Here is an 18,982-nt window from a genome sequence, read left to right on the forward strand (position 1 = left end):
GCTCGCAGCCCCGGCCCTCCTCCGTCTGGTTCCGTCTGTCGCGTCCGGCCTTACGCGTACACCGGGCCCGTGAACTTCTCGCCCGGGCCCTGGCCCGGCTCGTCCGGAACGATCGAGGCCTCGCGGAAGGCCAGCTGGAGCGACTTCAGGCCGTCGCGCAGCGGAGCCGCGTGGAAGGAGCTGATCTCGGTGGCGCTCGCGGTGACCAGGCCGGCGAGGGCGTTGATCAGCTTGCGGGCCTCGTCGAGGTCCTTGTGCTCGGAGTCGGGCTTGTCCAGGCCCAGGTTGACCGCCGCGGCGCTCAGCAGGTGGACGGCCACCGTGGTGATGACCTCGACGGCCGGGACGTCCGCGATGTCGCGGGTCATCTCGTCGTAGTCGGGTGCGGCGGTGGGGGTGGAATCGGAGGGCGTCGCGTCAGTCATACCGCCCACGATATGCCGTGCGGCGGGCTTGCAACGCGGGTGCTAGTATGTACTTCGACCGGCCGGACACCTGTGTGCCCGGCCCACAAGTGGAGGCTCCGATTCTCCCACCCGGCCACCCTCACGGGAGGCGGGTCACCGGTCAGGCGGCATCCATCGTTCCGTACGGACGATGGAAAGCTGCCCGAGTTGCGCCCCGCGGTTCGCACGCGGCGGTGCTCCGGTTGTTTTGGAGCCCCTGCCTGTGCCCGGCGGGGCTTTTTTCATTCTCCGCCGCGGTAGGTCTGACGGCAAAAACGTCAGCGGCTGTCTGCCAGGCAGCCGTGTGGTGCTACCGAGGAGGATCCATCAGCACCGAGCCCCGCATCAACGACCGGATTCGCGTTCCCGAGGTACGACTCGTCGGTCCCAGCGGCGAGCAGGTCGGCATCGTGCCGCTTGCGAAGGCGCTTGAACTCGCGCAGGAGTACGACCTCGACCTGGTCGAGGTCGCGGCGTCCGCACGCCCGCCGGTCTGCAAGCTCATGGACTACGGCAAGTTCAAGTACGAGTCGGCCATGAAGGCCCGTGAGGCGCGCAAGAACCAGGCGCACACGGTCATCAAGGAAATGAAGCTCCGGCCGAAGATCGACCCGCACGACTATGACACCAAGAAGGGTCACGTCGTTCGGTTCCTCAAGCAGGGCGACAAGGTCAAGATCACGATCATGTTCCGTGGTCGCGAGCAGTCCCGGCCGGAACTCGGCTACCGACTGCTGCAGCGTCTCGCTTCGGACGTCGAGGACCTCGGGTTCATCGAGTCGAACCCGAAGCAGGACGGCCGAAACATGATCATGGTCCTCGGTCCGCACAAGAAGAAGACCGAGGCGATGGCCGAAGCCCGCGAGGCGCAGGCCGCCCGCAAGGCCGAGCGCCAGGGCGTGGCCCTCACCGACGACGAGGCTCCTTCCGAGGACGCCGCCGTCGAGGTCGAGGAGACCACCGCCGAGGTCGCCTCCGCCGAGGTGGCCGAGGACGCGCCCGAAGAGGCACCCGCCTCTCCCGAGGCACCCGCCGAGGCCTGATTCCGGGGCAGCCCGTCCCGGATCACCGAAAACAACATGACGCTCCCGCAACCCGGTCCCCGGACCGGGGGGAGTGCCACCGACGAGGAGATACGGCGCTATGCCGAAGAACAAGACGCACAGCGGTACCAAGAAGCGCTTCAAGGTCACCGGCTCCGGCAAGGTGCTCCGCGAGCGTGCCGGCAAGCGCCACCTGCTCGAGCACAAGTCGTCCCGTGTCACCCGCCGCCTCACCGGCACCGCGGAGATGGCCCCCGGCGACGCCGCGAAGATCAAGAAGCTTCTCGGCATCTGATGTCCTTCGCTCCCACTTCCGGGAGCGGGACGTCAAAACCGGGACCCCATCGAATTCGGGCCGTGTGAACACATCCACGGCCCCGCTACAAGGAGTTAAAAAGTGGCACGCGTCAAGCGGGCAGTAAACGCCCACAAGAAGCGCCGGGCAATCCTCGAGGCGGCCTCCGGCTACCGCGGTCAGCGTTCGCGCCTGTACCGCAAGGCCAAGGAGCAGGTCACCCACTCGCTGGTCTACAACTTCAACGACCGCAAGAAGCGCAAGGGCGACTTCCGTCAGCTGTGGATCCAGCGCATCAACGCCGCTGCCCGCCAGAACGGCATGACGTACAACCGCCTCATCCAGGGTCTGAAGGCCGCCAACATCGAGGTGGACCGCAAGATCCTCGCGGAGCTGGCCGTCAACGACGCCAACGCGTTCGCCGCCCTCGTCGAGGTCGCGCAGAAGGCCCTCCCGGCCGACGTCAACGCGCCGAAGGCTGCTGCCTAAGGCCTTGCCGGCGGCGTAAGCAGTCGGCACCCACGGACCCGCAGGCGATTGCCTGCGGGTCCGTGTGCGTTCGCCCCGCACGGCAGGGGCGCCCCCCCCGCCACCCCGAGAGAGAACCCTGAGAGCATGCGCACCCCCGACGAGCTGATCTCCCCCCGATCCACTCGGGTGGCCGCCGCCAGGCGACTGGCGCGCCGCAACTTCCGCACCAAGGAGCGCCGCTTCATCGCCGAGGGCCCGCAGGCCGTCCGCGAGGCCGTCGCGCACCGCGGGGCCGAGGGCGCGTCGACCCTGATCGAGCTGTTCGCGACCGTCGAGGCCGCCGAGCGCTACGCCGACATCATCGACGCCGCGCTCGCCGCGGGCGCCCGCGTCCACTACGCGTCCGACGAGGTGCTCGCCGAGGTCTCGCAGACCGTCACCCCGCAGGGCCTGGTCGGCGTCTGCCACTTCCTCGACTCGCCCTTCGAGGACATCCTGGGGGCCCGGCCCAAGCTGGTCGCCGTCCTCGCGCACGTCCGCGACCCCGGCAACGCCGGCACGGTCCTGCGCTGCGCGGACGCCGCCGGCGCGGACGCGGTCGTGCTGACCGACGCCTCCGTGGACCTGTACAACCCGAAGTCGGTGCGGGCCTCGGTGGGCTCCCTCTTCCACCTGCCGGTCGCCGTGGGCGTCCCGGTGGAGCAGGCCGTCGCGGGACTGCGGGCGGCGGGCGTACGGATCCTCGCCGCCGACGGGGCGGGCGAGGACGACCTGGACGCCGAGCTGGACGCCGGCACCATGGGCGGTCCCTCGGCCTGGGTCTTCGGCAACGAGGCGTGGGGCCTGCCCGAGGAGACACGGGCGCTCGCGGACGCCGTCGTACGGGTCCCGATCCACGGCAAGGCCGAGAGCCTGAACCTCGCCACGGCCGCCGCCGTGTGCCTGTACGCCTCCGCGCGTGCACAGCGGGCGCCCGGAGGGTGCCGCTCCGTGACCCCCAGCTAGTAATGTGGCGGCCCGGGGCCCACTGCGCGACTCGGAGATGTGGGGTACGGGGAATGACCGTCGGTACGAACAGCTCGCCGGGGGCCGCGGACGCGGCCGAGGAGCGGCCTCGCAACGCTCCCGGGCCCCGCGGGTTTGGCCCGGCCGGCTTCGGCATCGACCCGGACGACCTGCCCGACGGCCTGGTGGTGGCCGATCACACCGGACACGTCATCTGCTTCAACCGGGCTGCGGCCCGGATGACCGCCACCGAACCCGCGCAGGCGCTCGGGGCGCGGATCGACCGGGCCCTGCCGCTGGAGGACCTCGAAGGCCGCCGCTGGTGGGCACTGACCGACCCGTACGGCGGACTGGCCACCCGGCGCGGACAGCCCGAGCGCAACCTCCTGCTGCCCGGCGGCCGCGAGGTGCTCGTCTCGGCCCGCTACGTGCGCACGCACCCCACCGGCCCGCTGCGCAGCCTCGTCGTCACCCTGCGCGGCACCGAGGCCCGCCGCCGCACCGAGCGCAGCCACGCCGAGCTGATCGCCACCGTCGCGCACGAGCTGCGCTCGCCGCTCACCTCCGTCAAGGGCTTCACCGCGACCCTGCTCGCCAAGTGGGAGCGGTTCACCGACGACCAGAAGCGGCTGATGCTGGAGACCGTCGACGCCGACGCCAACCGCGTCACCCGGCTCATCGCCGAGCTCCTCGACATCTCCCGCATCGACTCCGGACGCCTGGAGGTGCGCCGCCAGCCGGTGGACATCGCCACCGCCGTGGGCCGCCACGTCCAGGCGCTCACCGCGAACGGCCAGGCCCCCGAGCGGTTCCTCGTCAGCGTCTGCCGCCCGCTGCCCGACCTGTGGGCCGATCCGGACAAGATCGACCAGATCCTCGGCAACCTCCTCGAAAATGCGGTGCGACACGGAGAAGGAACGGTCACCATCGACGTATCGCCGCATGAGAAGGGAACCGCCGTCACCGTGACCGACGAAGGCCCCGGGATCCCCGAGGAGTCGATGGGCCGCGTCTTCACCCGCTTCTGGCGGGGGAGCAAGCGCGGCGGCACCGGCCTGGGCCTGTACATCGTCAAGGGCATCGTGGAGGCCCACGGCGGCACCATCTCGGTCGGCCGCGGCCCCGGCGGCGGAGCCGAGTTCCGATTTATCCTGCCCGTCGGCGCGCCGGCCTACCTCACGCAGTAACCCTGCGGAGCGTCTCGTCAGGCGGCCCACGGGCCCCCTTCACCCCCGGCGACCTTTAGACTCGTCCTTTGGCACCTTTGCGTCCTTGTGCCGAGCGCGTCGAGCGTGTCGCGCGGGGGACCCACCAGCCAGCCATCGGAAGTACGGGAAGAGATGTCGGCACCGAACAAGTCGTACGACCCTGTCGAGGTCGAGGCACTGAAACCTGAAGAGATCGAGCGCATGCGGGACGAGGCGCTCGCCGCCTTCGCCTCCGCCGGCGACCTCGACGCGCTGCGTGAGGCGAAGACCGCGCACATGGGCGACCGCTCGCCCCTGGCGCTCGCCAACCGCGAGATCGGCGCCCTGCCGCCCCAGGCCAAGGCCGAGGCGGGCAAGCGCGTGGGCCAGGCCCGCGGCGCCGTGAACAAGGCCTTCGGGGCCCGCACGGTCGAGCTCGAAGCCGAGCGCGACGAGCGGGTGCTGGTCGAGGAGGCCGTGGACGTCACGCTGCCCTACGACCGCGTACCCGCCGGCGCCCGGCACCCCCTGACCACGCTGATGGACCGCATCGCGGACATCTTCGTGGCCATGGGGTACGAGGTCGCCGAGGGGCCCGAGGTCGAGGCGGAGTGGTTCAACTTCGACGCCCTCAACTTCACGCCCGACCACCCGGCGCGCCAGATGCAGGACACCTTCTTCGTCCGGGGCCCCGAGGGCACCGAGGGCGACGAGTCCGGCGTCGTGCTGCGCACCCACACCTCCCCGGTGCAGGCGCGCTCGCTCCTGGAGCGCAAGCCCCCCGTCTACATCGTGTGCCCGGGGCGCGTGTACCGCACCGACGAGCTCGACGCGACGCACACCCCGGTCTTCCACCAGGTCGAGCTGCTCGCCGTGGACGAGGGCCTGACCATGGCGGACCTCAAGGGCACCATGGACCACATGGTCCAGGAGCTGTTCGGCGAGGGCACCACCACGCGCCTGCGCCCGCACTTCTTCCCGTTCACCGAGCCGTCCGCCGAGATGGACATGCAGTGCTACGTGTGCCGCGGCGAGTCGGTGGGCAACCCCGACCGCCCGTGCCGCACCTGCTCCAGCGAGGGCTGGATCGAGCTCGGCGGCTGCGGCATGGTCAACCCCAAGGTGCTCACCGCGTGCGGTGTGGACCCCGAGAAGTACAGCGGGTTCGCCTTCGGGTTCGGCATCGAGCGGATGCTGATGTTCCGCCACAACGTTGAAGACATGCGAGACATGGTCGAGGGTGACGTTCGCTTCACCCGGCCGTTCGGGATGGAGATCTGATGCGGGTCCCGCTTTCTTGGCTGCGGGAGTACGTCGACCTCCCCGCGGGTGAAACCGGTCGCGACGTGGCCGCCAAGCTCGTCGACGCCGGCCTCGAGGTCGAAACCGTCGAGCAGCTCGGCGGCGGGCTCAAGGGCCCCCTCGTCGTCGGCCGGGTGCTGACCATCGAGGAGCTCGAGGGCTTCCGCAAGCCGATCCGCTTCTGCACGGTCGACGTCGGCCAGGCCAACGGCACCGGCGAGCCGCAGGAGATCGTCTGCGGCGCCCGGAACTTCGCCGTCGGCGACAAGGTCGTCGTGGTCCTGCCCGGCGCGGTGCTGCCCGGCGACTTCGCGATCGCCTCGCGCAAGACGTACGGCAAGACCTCGCACGGCATGATCTGCTCCGGCGAAGAGCTCGGCATGGGCGACGACGGCACGCACGGCATCATCGTGCTGCCGCCCGAGCACGAGGTCGGCACCGACGCGATCGAGCTGCTCCAGCTCGTCGACGAGGTCCTCGACATCGACATCACCCCGGACCGCGGCTACTGCATGTCCATGCGCGGTGTGGCCCGCGAGGCCGCCACCGCCTACGGCCTGCCGCTGCGCGACCCGGCGCTGCTCGACGTGCCCGCGCCGAACTCGTACGGGTACGCGGTGCAGATCGCCGACCCGCAGGGCTGCGACCGCTTCACCGCGCGCACCGTGACCGGCCTCGACCCCGAGGCCCGCTCGCCGATCTGGCTCACCCGCCGCCTGCAGAAGGCGGGCATGCGCCCGATCTCGCTCGCCGTCGACATCACCAACTACGTGATGCTGGAGCTCGGTCAGCCGCTGCACGCCTACGACCGCTCGCGGCTCGCCGGCGCCATCGGCGTCCGCCGCGCCGAGCAGGGCGAGAAGTTCACCACCCTCGACGGCGTCAAGCGCACGCTCGACGCCGAGGACCTGGTGATCATCGACGACAACGGCCCGATCGGCATCGCCGGTGTCATGGGCGGCGCCAACACCGAGATCGCCGACTCCGTGACCGACCCCGAGACCGGCCAGGTCACGGGCACCACGGACGTCGTCATCGAGGCCGCGCACTTCGACTCCGTGTCGATCTCGCGCACCGCCCGCCGCCTGAAGCTCTCCTCCGAGGCGTCCAAGCGCTTCGAGCGGGGCGTCGACCCGCACGCCGCAGCCGCGGCCGCGCAGCGGACCGTCGACCTGCTCGTGCTGCTCGCGGGCGGCGCCGCCGAGGCCGGCGTCACCGAGCTCGCCGCCCCGGGCGCCCCGCGCACCGTCGCCATGAGCGCGGACCACCCCGACCGGGTCGCGGGCATGGACTACGGCCGCGAGACCGTCGTCCGCCGCCTCCAGGAGATCGGCTGCGACGTCTACGGGCAGGACGAGCTCGTCGTCACCGTCCCGTCGTGGCGGCCCGACCTCGCCGAGCCCAACGACCTCGCCGAGGAAGTCATCCGGCTGGAGGGCTACGGGAACCTCCCGTCCACCCTCCCGCAGGTGCCCTCCGGCCGCGGTCTGACCGCCCGGCAGCAGCTGCACCGCCGGGTCGGCCGCGCGCTGGCCGGCGCCGGGTACGTCGAGGCGCTGAGCTACCCGTTCCTCGGGGAGCAGGTCTTCGACCAGCTCCAGCTGCCCGCGCACGACGCCGCCCGCCAGGTCGTCAAGCTCGTCAACCCGATCTCCGACGAGGAGCCGGCGCTGCGCACCACGCTGCTGCCGGGTCTGCTCGGCGCGCTGCGCCGCAACGACAGCCGGGGCAGCCACGACCTCGCGCTCTTCGAGACCGGTTCGGTCTTCCGCGCGGGCGGCGAGCCGGGGGTCGCCGTACGGCTGCCCGTCGACCGCCGTCCCACGGACGAGGAGATCGCCACCCTGAACGCGGCCCTGCCCGCACAGCCGCGGTACGCCGCGGTCGTGCTGGCCGGCGCGCGCGAGCAGGCCGGCTGGTGGGGCAAGGGCCGCCCGGCCGACTGGGCGGACGCCGTCGAGGCCGCGCGTTCGCTGGCCGTCGAGGCGGGCGCCGAACTGGTGGTCCGCCAGGGCCAGTACGGTCCCTGGCACCCGGGCCGCTGCGCCGAGCTGATCGTCACCCTGGACGGGGTGGAGACGGTCATCGGCCACGCCGGCGAGCTGCACCCGCGCGTCGTCAAGGCGCTGGGCCTGCCGGCCCGCACCAGCGCGATGGAGCTCGACCTCGACCGCCTCGCGGCGGCCGGCGGCGAGGCCCTCCAGGCGCCTCGGATCTCCACCTTCCCGGTGGCGACCCAGGACGTCGCGCTGATCGTCGACGCGTCGGTACCGGCCTCGGACGTGGAGGCCGCGCTGCGCAAGGGCGCCGGCGAACTGCTGGAGTCCCTGCGGCTGTTCGACGTGTTCACGGGTGAGCAGGTCGGCGAGGGCAAGAAGTCCCTCGCGTACGCGCTGCGCTTCCGCGCGGCCGACCGCACGCTGACGGCCGAGGAGTCCACGGCCGCCCGTGACGCGGCGGTGGCGCTGGCCGGCGAGCGTACGGGAGCGGTGCTGCGGGGCGCCTAGCCGCTTCGTCCCGACCCTGTTGAGGGGCGCATCCGGATCACCGGATGCGCCCCTCACTCGTTCGGGTGGGAACGCCGGTGCCCCGTGTTCCGTGCACGGGCACGGCCGGCACGGCCGGCACGCCCGCGCGGCTGGTGGCGGGCGTGCGCACCGCCCCGCTGCGGCACACCCGCGGCCGACTCGCCGACGACGTCGCCCTGCCGGTGCTCCGCAACGACCGGTCCTGACCACGCGCACCGGGCCCGGTGGGTGGGCCCGGCGCGCGTACGGTCCGGCCCCTGCCGGGATCCGGCGACCAACCGGGTGCAGGCGGGACCGAAGCGCGCCGCCCGCCTGCCATGGAGTGTCGGGCAGACAGCAGGACGGGCGGCGCGGTTGACGGGTCGTCGCACTGTACGAGGGGGAGCCGACGACCCGGGTCACCTCTTGGCGAGGCCCTTAAGTGAACCGCTCACCGGGCCCCCCGCGGCAGAGTGCGCGGCGCATTTATGCGCGTACTCGGTTCACACCCCGTGTGAAGCGAGCACCCACTAGCCTGAGAGCGACGAGCCCTTGGAGCGGCCCATGCAGCCCAATGCCCTGCTCGATTCCCTCCTCGCCGAGGCGGGCATGTCCCACGCCGGACTCGCCGCGCACGTGAACCAGGCCGGCCGCACCCGCGGGCTGGCCCTGCGCTACGAACACACCGCCGTCACCCGGTGGTTGAAGGGCCAGCGGCCCCGAGGGCAGGTTCCCGACCTGATCTGCGAGGTACTCGGCGGCCGGCTGCGCAGGTCCCTCTCCCTCGACGACATCGGGTTCGGCGTGCCCGGACAGCCCGCCGCCCCGCACACTTCCCCGCTCAGCGGTTTCGTGGACCGCGCGGCCGCCCTGTGGCGCTCCGACGAGCAGGGCCGACTCCAGTCCCTCGCCGCAGAGGCCGTTACGGGCACGCCCGCCGTGATCCCGGTGTGGGAGTGGGAGAATCCGCCCGAGGACGCCGACGTGTCCCGGGAGGGGCCCACCGCGGTGGGCCCCGAGCACATCGAGATCCTGCGGGCCGCCCGCGCCCACTACGAGCTGATGTACCGCCGGGCGGGCGGGGTGGCCACCCGGGCCCGGATCGTGCGCTTCCTCGGCGCCGAGACCGCGCCCATACTGCGCGGGAGCTACTCCGACGGCCTCGGCCGCCAACTGCACCGCGCCACCGGATCCTTGGTCGCGGTGGCGGGGATCTGCGCGTACGACTCGGACGCGCACGGGCTCGCCCAGCGCTACTTCCACCAGGCGCTGCGGCTCGCGAAGGCGAGCGGCGACCGGGGGCTCGGGGCGTACGTGATCGCGCTGATCGTCAACCAGTGCCTGCACCTGCGGGAGTACCGCCAGGCCGTGGCCTTCGCGGAAGCCGCCCTGCGCTCGGCCGGCCGGCACACCACTGCGGCCCTGGCCGCCGACCTGTACGCCATGCAGGCCAAGGCGTACGCCCAACTCGGCGACACCACTGCCGCGTTGGCCTGCATCCACAAGGCGGAGGCGGCCGCCGAGCGGATCCGGCGCGCCGCGGAGCCCGACGAGACGGGCTACGTACAGCCCGGGCTGGTGAACGTGCAGGTGGCCGAGGCGCTGCTCAGCCTGGGGGACCTGCACGCGGCACACGAGCAGGCGGCCGCGGCCGTCGGCACGCCCGCGCACGACCGGGGGCGCGTCCACCGGCTCGCGATGCTGTGCGAGATCCAGCTGCGCCAGGGGGAGGCCGATCAGGCGGTGGCGGCCGCGGCCGAAATGGCCGAGCGGGCCAAGGGGATGGAGTCGCTGCGCTTGCGCGACCGGCTCAGGGCGGTCCGCGAACAGCTGCTGACCAGCGGTTGTTCGGGCGCGGAGGAGACGGCGGAGCTCATCGACGGGGCGCTGCGCGTTCCCCTGTGACGGCTTGAACTGCTGCCATGTTGCCACCTACTCGATCGGAAGGTGGCAGAACCGTGCAGTGGATGAACCTGAGTGAGCAGACTGTGTACACGAACCGCTGGTTCGACGTGAATCTCGCCGATGTGGAGCTCCCCGACGGCCGGCACCTGGACCACTTCGTGATCCGGCTGCGCCCGGTCGCCGTCGCCACGGCCGTCAACGAGGCCAACGAGGTGCTGCTGCTGTGGCGCCACCGCTTCATCACCGACAGCTGGGGCTGGGAACTGCCCGCCGGGGTGGTCGAGGACGGCGAGGACATCGCCGTCGCGGCCGCCCGGGAGATGGAGGAGGAGTCGGGCTGGCGCCCGGGCCCGCTCCACCACCTGATGACCGTCGAGCCGTCCAACGGGCTGACCGACGCCCGCCACCACCTCTACTGGGCGGACGGGGCCACCTACATCGGCCACCCGGAGGACGACTTCGAGTCCTCACGCCGCGAGTGGGTCCCGCTCAAACTCGTGCCGGACATGATCGCGCGCGGCGAGATCCCGGCCGCCAACATGGCGGCCGGGCTGCTGCTGTTGCACCATCTGCGGCTCGGCTAGCGGGTCCCGTACGGGTAGAAGCCCGCGCCGGACTTCCGGCCGAGGCGGCCGGCGTCGACCATCCGCTGGAGCAGCGGGGGAGCGGCGTACAGGGGCTCCTTGAACTCCGCGTACATCGAGTCGGCCACCGAGGCCACCGTGTCCAGGCCGATCAGGTCCGCGAGCTTCAGCGGGCCCATCGGGTGGGCGCAGCCCAGCTCCATGCCGTTGTCGATGTCCTCGCGGCTCGCGATGCCGGACTCGAACATCCGGATCGCGGACAGCAGGTACGGGATGAGGAGCGCGTTGACCACGAAGCCGGAACGGTCCTGGGCGCGGATCGCGTGCTTGCCCAGCACGCCCGCGACCAGGGCCTCGGCGCGCTTGACGGTCTCGTCGGACGTGGTCAGCGCCGGGATCAGCTCCACGAGCTGCTGCACCGGGGCCGGGTTGAAGAAGTGGATGCCGATGACCTGGTCGGGCCGCGAGGTCGCGACGGCCAGCTTCACCAGCGGGATCGAGGAGGTGTTGGAGGCGAGGATCGCGTCCGGGCGGGTGATCACCTGGTCGAGGACCTGGAAGATCTCCGTCTTGACCTGCTCGTTCTCGACGACCGCTTCGATGACCAGGTCGCGGTCGGCGAACTCGCCGAGGTCGGTGGTGAAGGACAGGCGGGCCAGGGTGGCGTCCCGCTCCTCCTCGCTGATCTTGCCGCGTTCGGCGGCCTTCGTCAGCGAGCTGTGCAGCCGGGTGCGCCCGAGCTCCAGGGCCTCGCCGGTGGTCTCGGCGACCTTCACCTCAAGACCGCTCCGGGCGCACACCTCCGCGATGCCCGCGCCCATCTGGCCACAGCCCACTACGCCGACGCGTGCGATGTCGTCTGGGAGGTCCGTCACATCGTGCCTTTCGCTGCTCATCCATCGCGGGTCCCCCGTACTCGGCAGTGGTAACTGCGTTCCGGCGCCCGCCACGCCCCCCGACGTTACCCCCGACCTTGCCCCGCATGACGGGCCGGGGCGGGCATGCTGGGCGGACGCAGGGCAATGTCACGGAACGGAACGGAGTCCTCACATGGCGTACATGGGGCGGCGGGGAGTGCTGGCCACAGCCGCGGGCGTGCTGGCCACGGCAGCGGCGGGCGGTCCGGCAGAAGCGGCGCAGGGGCCGAAACCGGACGGGCGGGGGCGGGCGGAGCGCGAGGCTCCGGCGAAGGCGCCCGTGGCGGAGTTCCGCGGCATGTGGATCGCCTCCGTACAGAACGTGGACTGGCCCTCCGAGAGCGGGCTCTCGGCCGGGGAGCAGAGGGCCGAGCTGCTGGGCCTCCTCGACACCGCCGTGAGGCGCCGGCTCAACGCGGTCGTCCTCCAGGTGCGGCCCACGGCCGACGCGATGTGGCCCGCGGCGCGGGAGCCCTGGTCGCAGTGGCTGACCGGGGAGCAGGGCGTCGACCCGGGCTGGGACCCGCTCGGCACGGCGGTCGCCGAAGCCCACGCCCGGGGGCTGGAGCTGCACGCCTGGTTCAACCCGTACCGCGTGGCCAACCACACCGACCTCGACCGGCTCGTCCCCGAGCACCCGGCCCGCCGGAACCCCGGCTGGGCGGTCCCGTACGGCGGCAAGCTGTACTACAACCCCGGGCTGCCGGAGGTGCGGCGGTTCGTGCAGGAGGTCATGCTCGACGCCGTGTCCCGCTACGCCGTGGACGCGGTGCACTGGGACGACTACTTCTACCCCTACCCCGTCGAGGGGCAGGAGTTCGACGACGACGAGGCCTACGAGCTGCACGGCGGCTCCTTCGCCGACCGCGGCGACTGGCGCCGACACAACACCGACACGCTGGTGCGGGAGATGTCCGAGCGGCTGAGGGCGCTGCGGCCGTCGGTCCGTTTCGGCATCAGCCCCTTCGCGGTCTGGCGCAACAAGGACCGCGACCCGCTCGGCTCGCCGACGCGGGCGGGCCTCGGGACGTACGACGACCTGTACGCGGACACCCGCAAGTGGGTGCGCGAGGGCTGGATCGACCACATCGTGCCGCAGGCCTACTGGCACATCGGCCACCCGACGGCCGACTACGCCGCGCTCGTCCCCTGGTGGGCGCGGGCGGTCGCCGGCACGCGCGTACAGCTCTACGTGGGGGAGGGGCTGTACCGCTGTGACCCCGGGAGCCCGACCGCCGCGTGGCGCGATCCGAAGGAGCTGTCGCGGCACGTGACCTTCGCCCGGAAGTACGCGGAGGTCCGCGGCCACGTCTACTTCTCGGCGAAGCACGTGGTCGCGGACCCCAACGGAGCGATGGCCACGGTGGTGGCCGACCACTATCCGACGGCGGCGCCGCCGCGCTGAATGGCCGGTGTCAGTCGGCGGGCTCGCTCGGGTGCTTCACGACGCAGTCGGGACCCGGGGACATGACGGCCTCGTGCCCGTCGGAGAAGCGGACCCGGTAGGGCGGGGTTCCGTTCTCACCCAGGACCTGGGTGATCTCACCCACCTTGTCGTGCTGGCCCACGATCCTGCCGTGCTGCACCAACTGGTCGCCCTCGGTCGCGCGCATAGCTGACCTCCTCGGTGCGGTCCGATCCGGTGCTAGCAGTTTAGGTCGTTCTGCTGCTATTTGGCCCGTTGGGTCACGGTGATGCATACGAGCACCGCGCAGGCCGCTACGTGCGCCGCCGGCGTCAGGTGCTCGCCGAGCAGCGCCACCGACCAGATCAGGGTCAGCAGCGGCTGGGCGAGCTGCAGCTGGCTGGCCCTGGCCGGGCCGATCTCGGCCATGCCCCGATACCAGACGTAGAGGCCGAAGAAGGTGGAGCCGACCGCCACCCAGACGAGCCCGATCAGCCCGTGGGCGCTGAGGTGCACCGGCTCGTACGCGAGGCCGAGCACGGAGCCGGCCACGCTGAGCGGCAGGCACAGCACCAGCGCCCAGCCGACCACCTGCCAGCCGGCCATCACCCGGGCCAGGCGCGCGCCCTCGGTGTACCCGGCCGCGCACACCAGCAGGGCGGCGAAGAGGAACCCGTCGCCGGCCGAGAGCGCGCCGCCGCTCTGGGTCAGGGTGAAGCCGAGCACCACCACGGCCCCGGCGACGGCCGCGCCCCAGAACCGCCGGGAGGGCCGGGCTCCGGTGCGCAGCGAGGACACCACGGCGGTGGTCAGCGGGAGGAGGCCCACCACCACGGCGGCGTGCGAGGTGGTGGAGGTCTGCAGGGCGAGGGTGGTGAGCAGCGGGAAACCGACGACCACCCCGGCGGCGACGACAGCGAGCCCCGCCCAGTGCCGGCGGCCGGGCAGCGGCACGCGCACGGCCAGCAGGAAGGCGCCGGCCGTCAGCGCCGCGAGCACGCTGCGCAGGGCGACCAGCGACCAGGGGCCGAAGCTCTCCAGGCCCCACGCGGTGCCGGGGAAGGTCAGCGAGAAGGCGATGACGCCGAGCGAGGCGAGGAGGGTGCCACTGCTCACGGAGCGGTTCGCGAAGCGGCCCCCACGGCCCCCGACCGCTATCGTGGTGGGACGAGTAGCGCTATTCTGTGCTGTCATGTACGAGCGTAGCAGTGTGACTGAACTTGCGGAATCGCTGAGGTCTGAGCTGAACCGCTACCCGATAGGTGGAAAGCTGCCGTCGAGCCGGGCCCTGGTCGAGCGCTTCCGGGTCAGCCCCGTCACCGTCTCGCGGGCCCTCGCGCAGCTCGCCGCCGAAGGGCTCGTCACCACCCGGCCCGGCGCCGGGGTGTTCCGTTCGCCGCCCCGTACCTCGGCCCACGCGTCCGGGGACACCTCCTGGCAGGAGGTCGCCCTCAGCGTGGAGGGGGCGGGGGAGGTGGTGCCGCGCTCCGTGGACGCCTCCGGGGTGCTGGCGACGCTCGCCGCGCCCCCGGCCGGGGTGATCGAGCTCAACAGCGGCTACCTGCACTCGGCTCTCCAGCCCGAGCGGGCCATGGCGGCCGCGCTGGCCCGCGCCGGCCGGCGGCCCGGGGCATGGGGGCGGCCGCCGGTGGAGGGGCTCCCGGAACTGCGGGACTGGTTCGCGCGGGAGATCGGCGGCGCCGTCGGGGCCGCCGACGTACTGGTCACCGCGGGCGGGCAGAGCGCGCTGACCACGGCGCTGCGGGCGCTGGTCCCGCCCGGGGCGACGATCCTCGTGGAGTCCCCGACGTACCCCGGGCTGCTGGCCATCGCGCGGGCCTCCGGGTGCCGGCCCGTACCGGTCCCGGTGGACGCCGACGGGGTCCGCCCGGAGCTGCTGGCCGCTGCCTTCGAAGCGACCGGGGCACGGGTCTTCGTATGCCAGCCGCTGTTCCAGAACCCGACGGGCGCCGTGCTGGCTTCCGAGCGGCGGAGCGAGGTGCTGCGGATCGCGCGGGCCGCCGGGGCCTTCGTAGTGGAGGACGACTACGCGCGGGCCCTCGCCCACGAGGACGCCAGCCCGCTGCCCGCGACGCTGGCCGCCGAGGACGCGGACGGGGTGGTGGTGCACGTGCGCTCGCTGACCAAGGCCACCTCGCCCAGCCTGCGGGTGGGGGCGCTGGCCGCCCGGGGCCCGGTGCTGGACCGGCTGCGCGCCATCCAGGTCGTGGACAGCTTCTTCGTGCCCCGGCCGCTCCAGGAGGCGGCCCTGGAGCTGGTCGGCGCCCCCGCCTGGCCGCGCCATCTGCGGACGGTCGCCGCGGAGCTGCGCCACCGGCGGGACGTGCTCGCGGGGGCGCTGCGGCGGGAGCTGCCCGGCGTGGAGATCCCCCATCTCCCGACCGGGGGCTACCAGTTGTGGGTCCGGCCCGGCGGGGGCGAGGACGACGCGGCCTTCGCCGCGGCGGCCCTGCGCGCCGGGGTGGCGGTGGCCCCCGGCCGGCCGTACTTCTGTGCGGAACCGCCGGGCCCGTACGTCCGGATGAGCTTCGCCGGAGTCTCGGGCGCGGGGGAGCTGACCGAGGCGGTACGGCGGCTGCGCGCCGGGCTGGGGAGCGGGGTGCGGGGCGGCGCGGGCAACCTGCTCGGCCCAGACGCTTGACCGCGTGCGACCGGCGGCTCACCATCGCCGCATGCATGTTCGGGTCTCGCTCGTTGCCGCAGCCCGTGGTTCCTCGCTGCTCACCGAGCGCTTCGATGACGACCGCCCGCTCGACGGGGCCGGCTGGCGTGCGGTGGAGTCCGCCGCACGGGGGCTGGTGCCGCTGGGCGCCGCCGAGCTGCGCTACTGCTCGCCGACCCCCCGAAGCCGGGCCACCGGCGCGGCCCTCGGGTACGCGCCGCTGGCCCAGCCCGCGCTGCGGGAGTGCGACATGGGCCGCTGGCGCGGGCTGACCCTGGCGCAGGTGACGGCGCACGAGCCCGCGGCGGTGGACCTCTGGCTCACCGACCCGCTGGCCTCCCCGCACGGCGGGGAGTCCCTGCTCTCGTTCATCTCCCGGATCGGGGGCTGGCTGGACAGCCGCCCGGCGGACGACGGGGGCGCCATCGTGGCGGTGGCGGAACCTTCGGTGGTCCGCGCCGCCCTGGTGTACGCCCTGAAGGCGCCCCCACTGACGTACTGGAACGTCGACGTCCGCCCGCTCTCCACCATCACCCTGACGGGCTGGTCGGGCCGCTGGCACCTCTCCCTCCAGGCGCCGGTGTGACGGGCATGAAGGCGGCGCCGCCGCCCGGTCACCCCGTTACCTCTTGACCCTGACCAGGTGCACGGCCGCGACCTCGTTCGCGGTGACCGAGACCTGGTAGTCCGGGTCGAGCGCGCCGGCGGTCGTCTTGACCTCGACGTCACCGGCCTGGAACGGGGTCGTCCCCGTCGGGTCCGCCTCGGCGCTCCAGGCGACGGGCGCGCCCGGCACGCACGCGACCGAGGCGCTGTACGGGCCGCGGATCAGGACGTTGCGCTTGACCTGGGTGACCAGGCCCGAGACGTCCACCCGGACCGGCTTGTTGCAGGTGACCTTGCCGCTCACGGTGGCCCGGCCGCTGAGCGCGCTCGCCTTGCCGTCGACAGCGATGCCCACGCCCAGCGAGAGCCGGGCCGGCGCCGCCGGGTTCTTGATGTGCACCTGGCCGCGCAGCGCGGGCTCGCCGCCCTCGCAGTGCTGCTCGTACGAGGCGTCGAGGGCCTCGACGTAGCCGTTGGGCCCCCAGGCGATCTTCGAGATGCTGAAGGAGCCGGTGAGCGTGTTGCAGCCGCGGCCGTTGCCGCCGAGGCTGAGGCCCGGAGCCTGGCCCCCGTTGAAGGGGAAGCGGGTGGCCCCCGCGTACGCTCCGGCCTTGAGCTCGGTGCCGGACGGCGCGGCCAGGTCCAGGGTCCACCAGTCGCCGTTGGTCCCGCTGATGCCCACGCTGACCTGGCCGCGGTCGGCGGAGCCGGCCACGTCGAGCCTGTCCTGGGCGGCCGAGTAGGCGTAGGAGCCGCCGCCGCTGATGTAGTCGCCCGGGTCGCCGCCGAAGGTGACGGTCCCCTCCGTCACCGACTGCGCGTGCGCGGCGCCGGCCGTCGCGAGGCCGCCCGCGGCCAGGGTCAGCGCGACTCCCAGCCCGGTCGCGGCCCGCGCGAAGGCGCGCCGCATCGTCTGCTGCGTCAAAATGGGTTCCCCCCTGTGGGATACGAGATGCCCCGTGCGCGGCGTCGTGCCGCGAGGGCGAACGGAGTCTCGCAATCGCCACGAAACAGCGGCAACTCATTTAGCAGGGAGGTGGGTTGGGGTGCGTAGCGCCTCTGGGTGTCACGCCTCGTACGGGAAACGGGCGAGCGGGGCCTCGCCGGCGAGGAACGTCTTGGCCCGCGCCGCCGACCGCTCGTCGGTGAGCACCTGGGCCGGCCGGGTGCCGTTGCCGAGCAGCACGCCGCCGAACCGCATGCCCATGTACGCCGCCGTGTGGTGCAGGGTGAGGACCAGCGGCTGCGCGACCTCCTCCTGCCGGTGCGCCATCGCCGTCACGCCCCAGAGCGTGTCGAGTCGGCGGTGCGGCGCCGGGTCTCCGCAAGGTGGATGTTGATGTAGCGGACGAGGGTCAGCGGGTCCTGGGGGTCGTCGGCCTCGAAGGTGATGCGGCGCAGGAGGCTGACTCCGTCGAGTGCGATGCCCTCGCGGGCGAGGACGAAGACGAGGGTGAGGAAGGCGGAGCGGGCGTTGCCGTCGTCGAAGGGGTGGAAGAAGCAGATGTCGAGATAGGCGCGGGCGGCGCGGGCGGTCAGGCCGAGAGGTCGGCCGGTGTCGGATGCGCTCTCGGCCAGGCACGTGTCGAAGCGGGCACGGGTGTCCGGTCCGATGCCGTAGCGCTCCCGGCCTCCCTTGGCGAAGGCCGGCGAGTTGCGGAACCGTGGCGGCTGCGGGGTGCCCAGGATGTGCTGCTGCCAGCTTCTGAGCAGTGCGAAGTCGAGCCGCGCTCCGCGTGCCGCGTCGGCTCGGAGCAGTTCTAGGGCGCTGAGCAGGCCTTCGGCTCGGGCAGGGTCGATGGCGCCGTCGAAGGCCCGGATGTCCTCCGCCGCGCCGTCGCGAAGGGGCACCACCGGTCCGTCCGTACCGCTGTCCGGGATCTCGTGCCACGGCCGCGATTCGCGTACCGCGAGCCAGCGCTGCAAGTGGTCTTGAGTCGGCGCGTCTGCGCGGGTACGGCCGTCGGCCGGCTGCAGAGAGAGCGCAAGCTGCTCCGCGACGTCATCGACCACCACCGTGTCAGGACCGGTCCAGCTGTGGAACCGTCCACCGATCGCCTCGTCGACCAGGCCCCGGGCCACGTCGGGCGCGACTCCCCAGCGATTGAGGAACCAGGTGAGCACTTGGCGGCAGTGGCCGTGCCAGCCGCTGCCGCACCCGGTGCGGTCGACGACCTGCAAGATCAGATTTCTCGCCGCGCGCTCCCACAAGATCCGCTGGTCCTCGATGTCGGTCAGGTCCAGGGGGTACGCCTCGAACCAGCCGGCGAGGTACTCCAGCCACTCGCGCCACTCGCGCAGAGCCGCCTCGACACGGGCCAATGTCTCTTCCGGCGTCGAGATCGAGTCACGCGGACAGCACCAGTTTCCTACCGGTCCACCGTCGAAATCACCCTCGTCGTGCGACCAGCGCCACCCGACGGTCCACCGGCCGTAGTGCTGGACGAGGGCGTACGACATGGCGTCGGCCCAGGACTCGGCCTCGCCACGGCTCCAAGTGCTCATCGCGGTGTCCCCGAAAGGGACGTCCGGGCGGATGGGCACACACCGGGCCGGCCCGAGCGAGCGCACCGTCTGCGCTACGGACGCACTGTCGAAGGCTCGACGGGCGGGGTCCACGTCGTCC

At 72.5% G+C, this 18,982-nt stretch carries 19 protein-coding genes and 1 pseudogene; 13 read left to right on the forward strand and 7 right to left on the reverse strand.

Annotated features, from left to right (window positions below):
- Positions 1–50: 50 nt before the first annotated feature.
- A complete protein-coding gene (locus ACFWB8_RS28930) occupies positions 51–425 on the reverse strand; it encodes a DUF1844 domain-containing protein (protein WP_385233379.1) in 375 nt (124 codons plus the stop codon).
- A gap of 323 nt (positions 426–748) precedes the next feature.
- On the opposite strand from ACFWB8_RS28930, the gene infC reads away from it, so the two are divergent.
- The 10 genes from infC (at position 749) to ACFWB8_RS28980 (ending at position 10,745) form a co-directional block, all read left to right on the forward strand.
- Complete coding sequence (infC, locus tag ACFWB8_RS28935; RefSeq protein WP_385233382.1) at positions 749–1,489, forward strand: translation initiation factor IF-3; 741 nt, start codon at positions 749–751, stop codon at positions 1,487–1,489.
- Positions 1,490–1,589: 100 nt separating this feature from the next.
- Complete coding sequence (gene rpmI / locus ACFWB8_RS28940; RefSeq protein ID WP_266598480.1) at positions 1,590–1,784, forward strand: 50S ribosomal protein L35; 195 nt, start codon at positions 1,590–1,592, stop codon at positions 1,782–1,784.
- Positions 1,785–1,886: 102 nt separating this feature from the next.
- Positions 1,887–2,273, forward strand: coding sequence for a 50S ribosomal protein L20 (gene rplT, locus ACFWB8_RS28945; protein WP_007263143.1), 387 nt, complete (start codon positions 1,887–1,889; stop codon positions 2,271–2,273).
- Positions 2,274–2,399: 126 nt separating this feature from the next.
- Positions 2,400–3,260, forward strand: a complete 861-nt coding sequence (locus ACFWB8_RS28950; protein WP_385233387.1) for a TrmH family RNA methyltransferase — start codon at positions 2,400–2,402, stop codon at positions 3,258–3,260.
- A gap of 53 nt (positions 3,261–3,313) precedes the next feature.
- Positions 3,314–4,447, forward strand: a complete 1,134-nt coding sequence (locus tag ACFWB8_RS28955) for an ATP-binding protein (RefSeq protein WP_385233390.1) — start codon at positions 3,314–3,316, stop codon at positions 4,445–4,447.
- Between the two features lie 153 nt (positions 4,448–4,600).
- On the forward strand, positions 4,601–5,728 hold the full coding sequence (gene pheS / locus ACFWB8_RS28960) for a phenylalanine--tRNA ligase subunit alpha (RefSeq protein ID WP_385233393.1): 1,128 nt from the start codon (positions 4,601–4,603) through the stop codon (positions 5,726–5,728).
- A complete protein-coding gene (gene pheT, locus ACFWB8_RS28965; RefSeq protein ID WP_385233396.1) occupies positions 5,728–8,256 on the forward strand; it encodes a phenylalanine--tRNA ligase subunit beta in 2,529 nt (842 codons plus the stop codon). Before pheS ends, pheT begins: the two co-directional genes overlap by 1 nt.
- A gap of 77 nt (positions 8,257–8,333) precedes the next feature.
- Positions 8,334–8,483 carry a hypothetical protein gene (locus ACFWB8_RS28970; protein ID WP_385233399.1) on the forward strand — a complete coding sequence of 50 codons (150 nt, stop codon included), beginning with the start codon at positions 8,334–8,336 and terminating at the stop codon, positions 8,481–8,483.
- A gap of 337 nt (positions 8,484–8,820) precedes the next feature.
- Positions 8,821–10,161 carry a transcriptional regulator gene (locus ACFWB8_RS28975; protein ID WP_385233402.1) on the forward strand — a complete coding sequence of 447 codons (1,341 nt, stop codon included), beginning with the start codon at positions 8,821–8,823 and terminating at the stop codon, positions 10,159–10,161.
- A 62-nt stretch (positions 10,162–10,223) separates the two neighbouring features.
- Positions 10,224–10,745 carry an NUDIX hydrolase gene (locus tag ACFWB8_RS28980; protein WP_385233468.1) on the forward strand — a complete coding sequence of 174 codons (522 nt, stop codon included), beginning with the start codon at positions 10,224–10,226 and terminating at the stop codon, positions 10,743–10,745.
- Here the strand turns inward: ACFWB8_RS28980 and ACFWB8_RS28985 are convergent.
- Positions 10,742–11,641, reverse strand: a complete 900-nt coding sequence (locus tag ACFWB8_RS28985) for a 3-hydroxybutyryl-CoA dehydrogenase (protein WP_385233405.1) — start codon at positions 11,639–11,641, stop codon at positions 10,742–10,744. The two genes, ACFWB8_RS28980 and ACFWB8_RS28985, sit on opposite strands and share 4 nt — an antisense overlap.
- Positions 11,642–11,795: 154 nt before the next feature.
- Here ACFWB8_RS28985 and ACFWB8_RS28990 point away from each other — a divergent pair, with 154 nt between their 5' ends.
- Entirely contained in the window at positions 11,796–13,067 is a 1,272-nt protein-coding gene (locus ACFWB8_RS28990; protein WP_385233408.1) for a glycoside hydrolase family 10 protein, read from the forward strand.
- A 10-nt stretch (positions 13,068–13,077) separates the two neighbouring features.
- Here the strand turns inward: ACFWB8_RS28990 and ACFWB8_RS28995 are convergent, their stop codons facing one another.
- Together ACFWB8_RS28995 and ACFWB8_RS29000 are read right to left on the reverse strand one after the other, a co-directional pair.
- Positions 13,078–13,275 carry a DUF1918 domain-containing protein gene (locus ACFWB8_RS28995; RefSeq protein WP_385233411.1) on the reverse strand — a complete coding sequence of 66 codons (198 nt, stop codon included), beginning with the start codon at positions 13,273–13,275 and terminating at the stop codon, positions 13,078–13,080.
- A 56-nt stretch (positions 13,276–13,331) separates the two neighbouring features.
- Complete coding sequence (locus ACFWB8_RS29000; protein WP_385233414.1) at positions 13,332–14,261, reverse strand: DMT family transporter; 930 nt, start codon at positions 14,259–14,261, stop codon at positions 13,332–13,334.
- On the opposite strand from ACFWB8_RS29000, the gene ACFWB8_RS29005 reads away from it, so the two are divergent.
- A complete protein-coding gene (locus ACFWB8_RS29005; RefSeq protein ID WP_385233417.1) occupies positions 14,260–15,729 on the forward strand; it encodes a PLP-dependent aminotransferase family protein in 1,470 nt (489 codons plus the stop codon). The genes ACFWB8_RS29000 and ACFWB8_RS29005 overlap by 2 nt on opposite strands.
- A gap of 31 nt (positions 15,730–15,760) precedes the next feature.
- Positions 15,761–16,336, forward strand: coding sequence for a histidine phosphatase family protein (locus tag ACFWB8_RS29010; RefSeq protein WP_385233419.1), 576 nt, complete (start codon positions 15,761–15,763; stop codon positions 16,334–16,336).
- 36 nt (positions 16,337–16,372) lie between these two features.
- Here the strand turns inward: ACFWB8_RS29010 and ACFWB8_RS29015 are convergent, their stop codons facing one another.
- The 3 genes and pseudogenes from ACFWB8_RS29015 to ACFWB8_RS29025 all read right to left on the reverse strand — a co-directional run bounded on the left by ACFWB8_RS29015 (position 16,373) and on the right by ACFWB8_RS29025 (position 18,861).
- Positions 16,373–17,281, reverse strand: coding sequence for a hypothetical protein (locus ACFWB8_RS29015; protein WP_385233422.1), 909 nt, complete (start codon positions 17,279–17,281; stop codon positions 16,373–16,375).
- A 141-nt stretch (positions 17,282–17,422) separates the two neighbouring features.
- Positions 17,423–17,650, reverse strand: a pseudogene (locus ACFWB8_RS29020) (flavodoxin); the annotation flags it as partial.
- A complete protein-coding gene (locus tag ACFWB8_RS29025; RefSeq protein ID WP_385233425.1) occupies positions 17,635–18,861 on the reverse strand; it encodes a Fic family protein in 1,227 nt (408 codons plus the stop codon). The gene ACFWB8_RS29025 and the pseudogene ACFWB8_RS29020, both read right to left, overlap by 16 nt.
- Positions 18,862–18,982: the final 121 nt, after the last annotated feature.

Source organism: Streptomyces sp. NPDC060031, from assembly GCF_042736805.1.
Lineage (GTDB): Bacteria > Actinomycetota > Actinomycetes > Streptomycetales > Streptomycetaceae > Streptomyces.

Bases quoted from the DNA above. Each gene is read 5' to 3' on its own strand.
- ACFWB8_RS28930 (WP_385233379.1), bottom strand. From the start codon at position 425: ATGACTGACGCGACGCCCTCCGATTCCACCCCCACCGCCGCACCCGAC.
- rpmI (WP_266598480.1), top strand. From the start codon at position 1,590: ATGCCGAAGAACAAGACGCACAGCGGTACCAAGAAGCGCTTCAAGGTC.
- ACFWB8_RS28950 (WP_385233387.1), top strand. From the start codon at position 2,400: ATGCGCACCCCCGACGAGCTGATCTCCCCCCGATCCACTCGGGTGGCC.
- ACFWB8_RS28955 (WP_385233390.1), top strand. From the start codon at position 3,314: ATGACCGTCGGTACGAACAGCTCGCCGGGGGCCGCGGACGCGGCCGAG.
- pheS (WP_385233393.1), top strand. From the start codon at position 4,601: ATGTCGGCACCGAACAAGTCGTACGACCCTGTCGAGGTCGAGGCACTG.
- pheT (WP_385233396.1), top strand. From the start codon at position 5,728: ATGCGGGTCCCGCTTTCTTGGCTGCGGGAGTACGTCGACCTCCCCGCG.
- ACFWB8_RS28975 (WP_385233402.1), top strand. From the start codon at position 8,821: ATGCAGCCCAATGCCCTGCTCGATTCCCTCCTCGCCGAGGCGGGCATG.
- ACFWB8_RS28980 (WP_385233468.1), top strand. From the start codon at position 10,224: ATGAACCTGAGTGAGCAGACTGTGTACACGAACCGCTGGTTCGACGTG.
- ACFWB8_RS28985 (WP_385233405.1), bottom strand. From the start codon at position 11,641: ATGAGCAGCGAAAGGCACGATGTGACGGACCTCCCAGACGACATCGCA.
- ACFWB8_RS28990 (WP_385233408.1), top strand. From the start codon at position 11,796: ATGGCGTACATGGGGCGGCGGGGAGTGCTGGCCACAGCCGCGGGCGTG.
- ACFWB8_RS28995 (WP_385233411.1), bottom strand. From the start codon at position 13,275: ATGCGCGCGACCGAGGGCGACCAGTTGGTGCAGCACGGCAGGATCGTG.
- ACFWB8_RS29005 (WP_385233417.1), top strand. From the start codon at position 14,260: ATGTACGAGCGTAGCAGTGTGACTGAACTTGCGGAATCGCTGAGGTCT.
- ACFWB8_RS29000 (WP_385233414.1), bottom strand. From the start codon at position 14,261: ATGACAGCACAGAATAGCGCTACTCGTCCCACCACGATAGCGGTCGGG.
- ACFWB8_RS29010 (WP_385233419.1), top strand. From the start codon at position 15,761: ATGCATGTTCGGGTCTCGCTCGTTGCCGCAGCCCGTGGTTCCTCGCTG.
- ACFWB8_RS29025 (WP_385233425.1), bottom strand. From the start codon at position 18,861: ATGAGCACTTGGAGCCGTGGCGAGGCCGAGTCCTGGGCCGACGCCATG.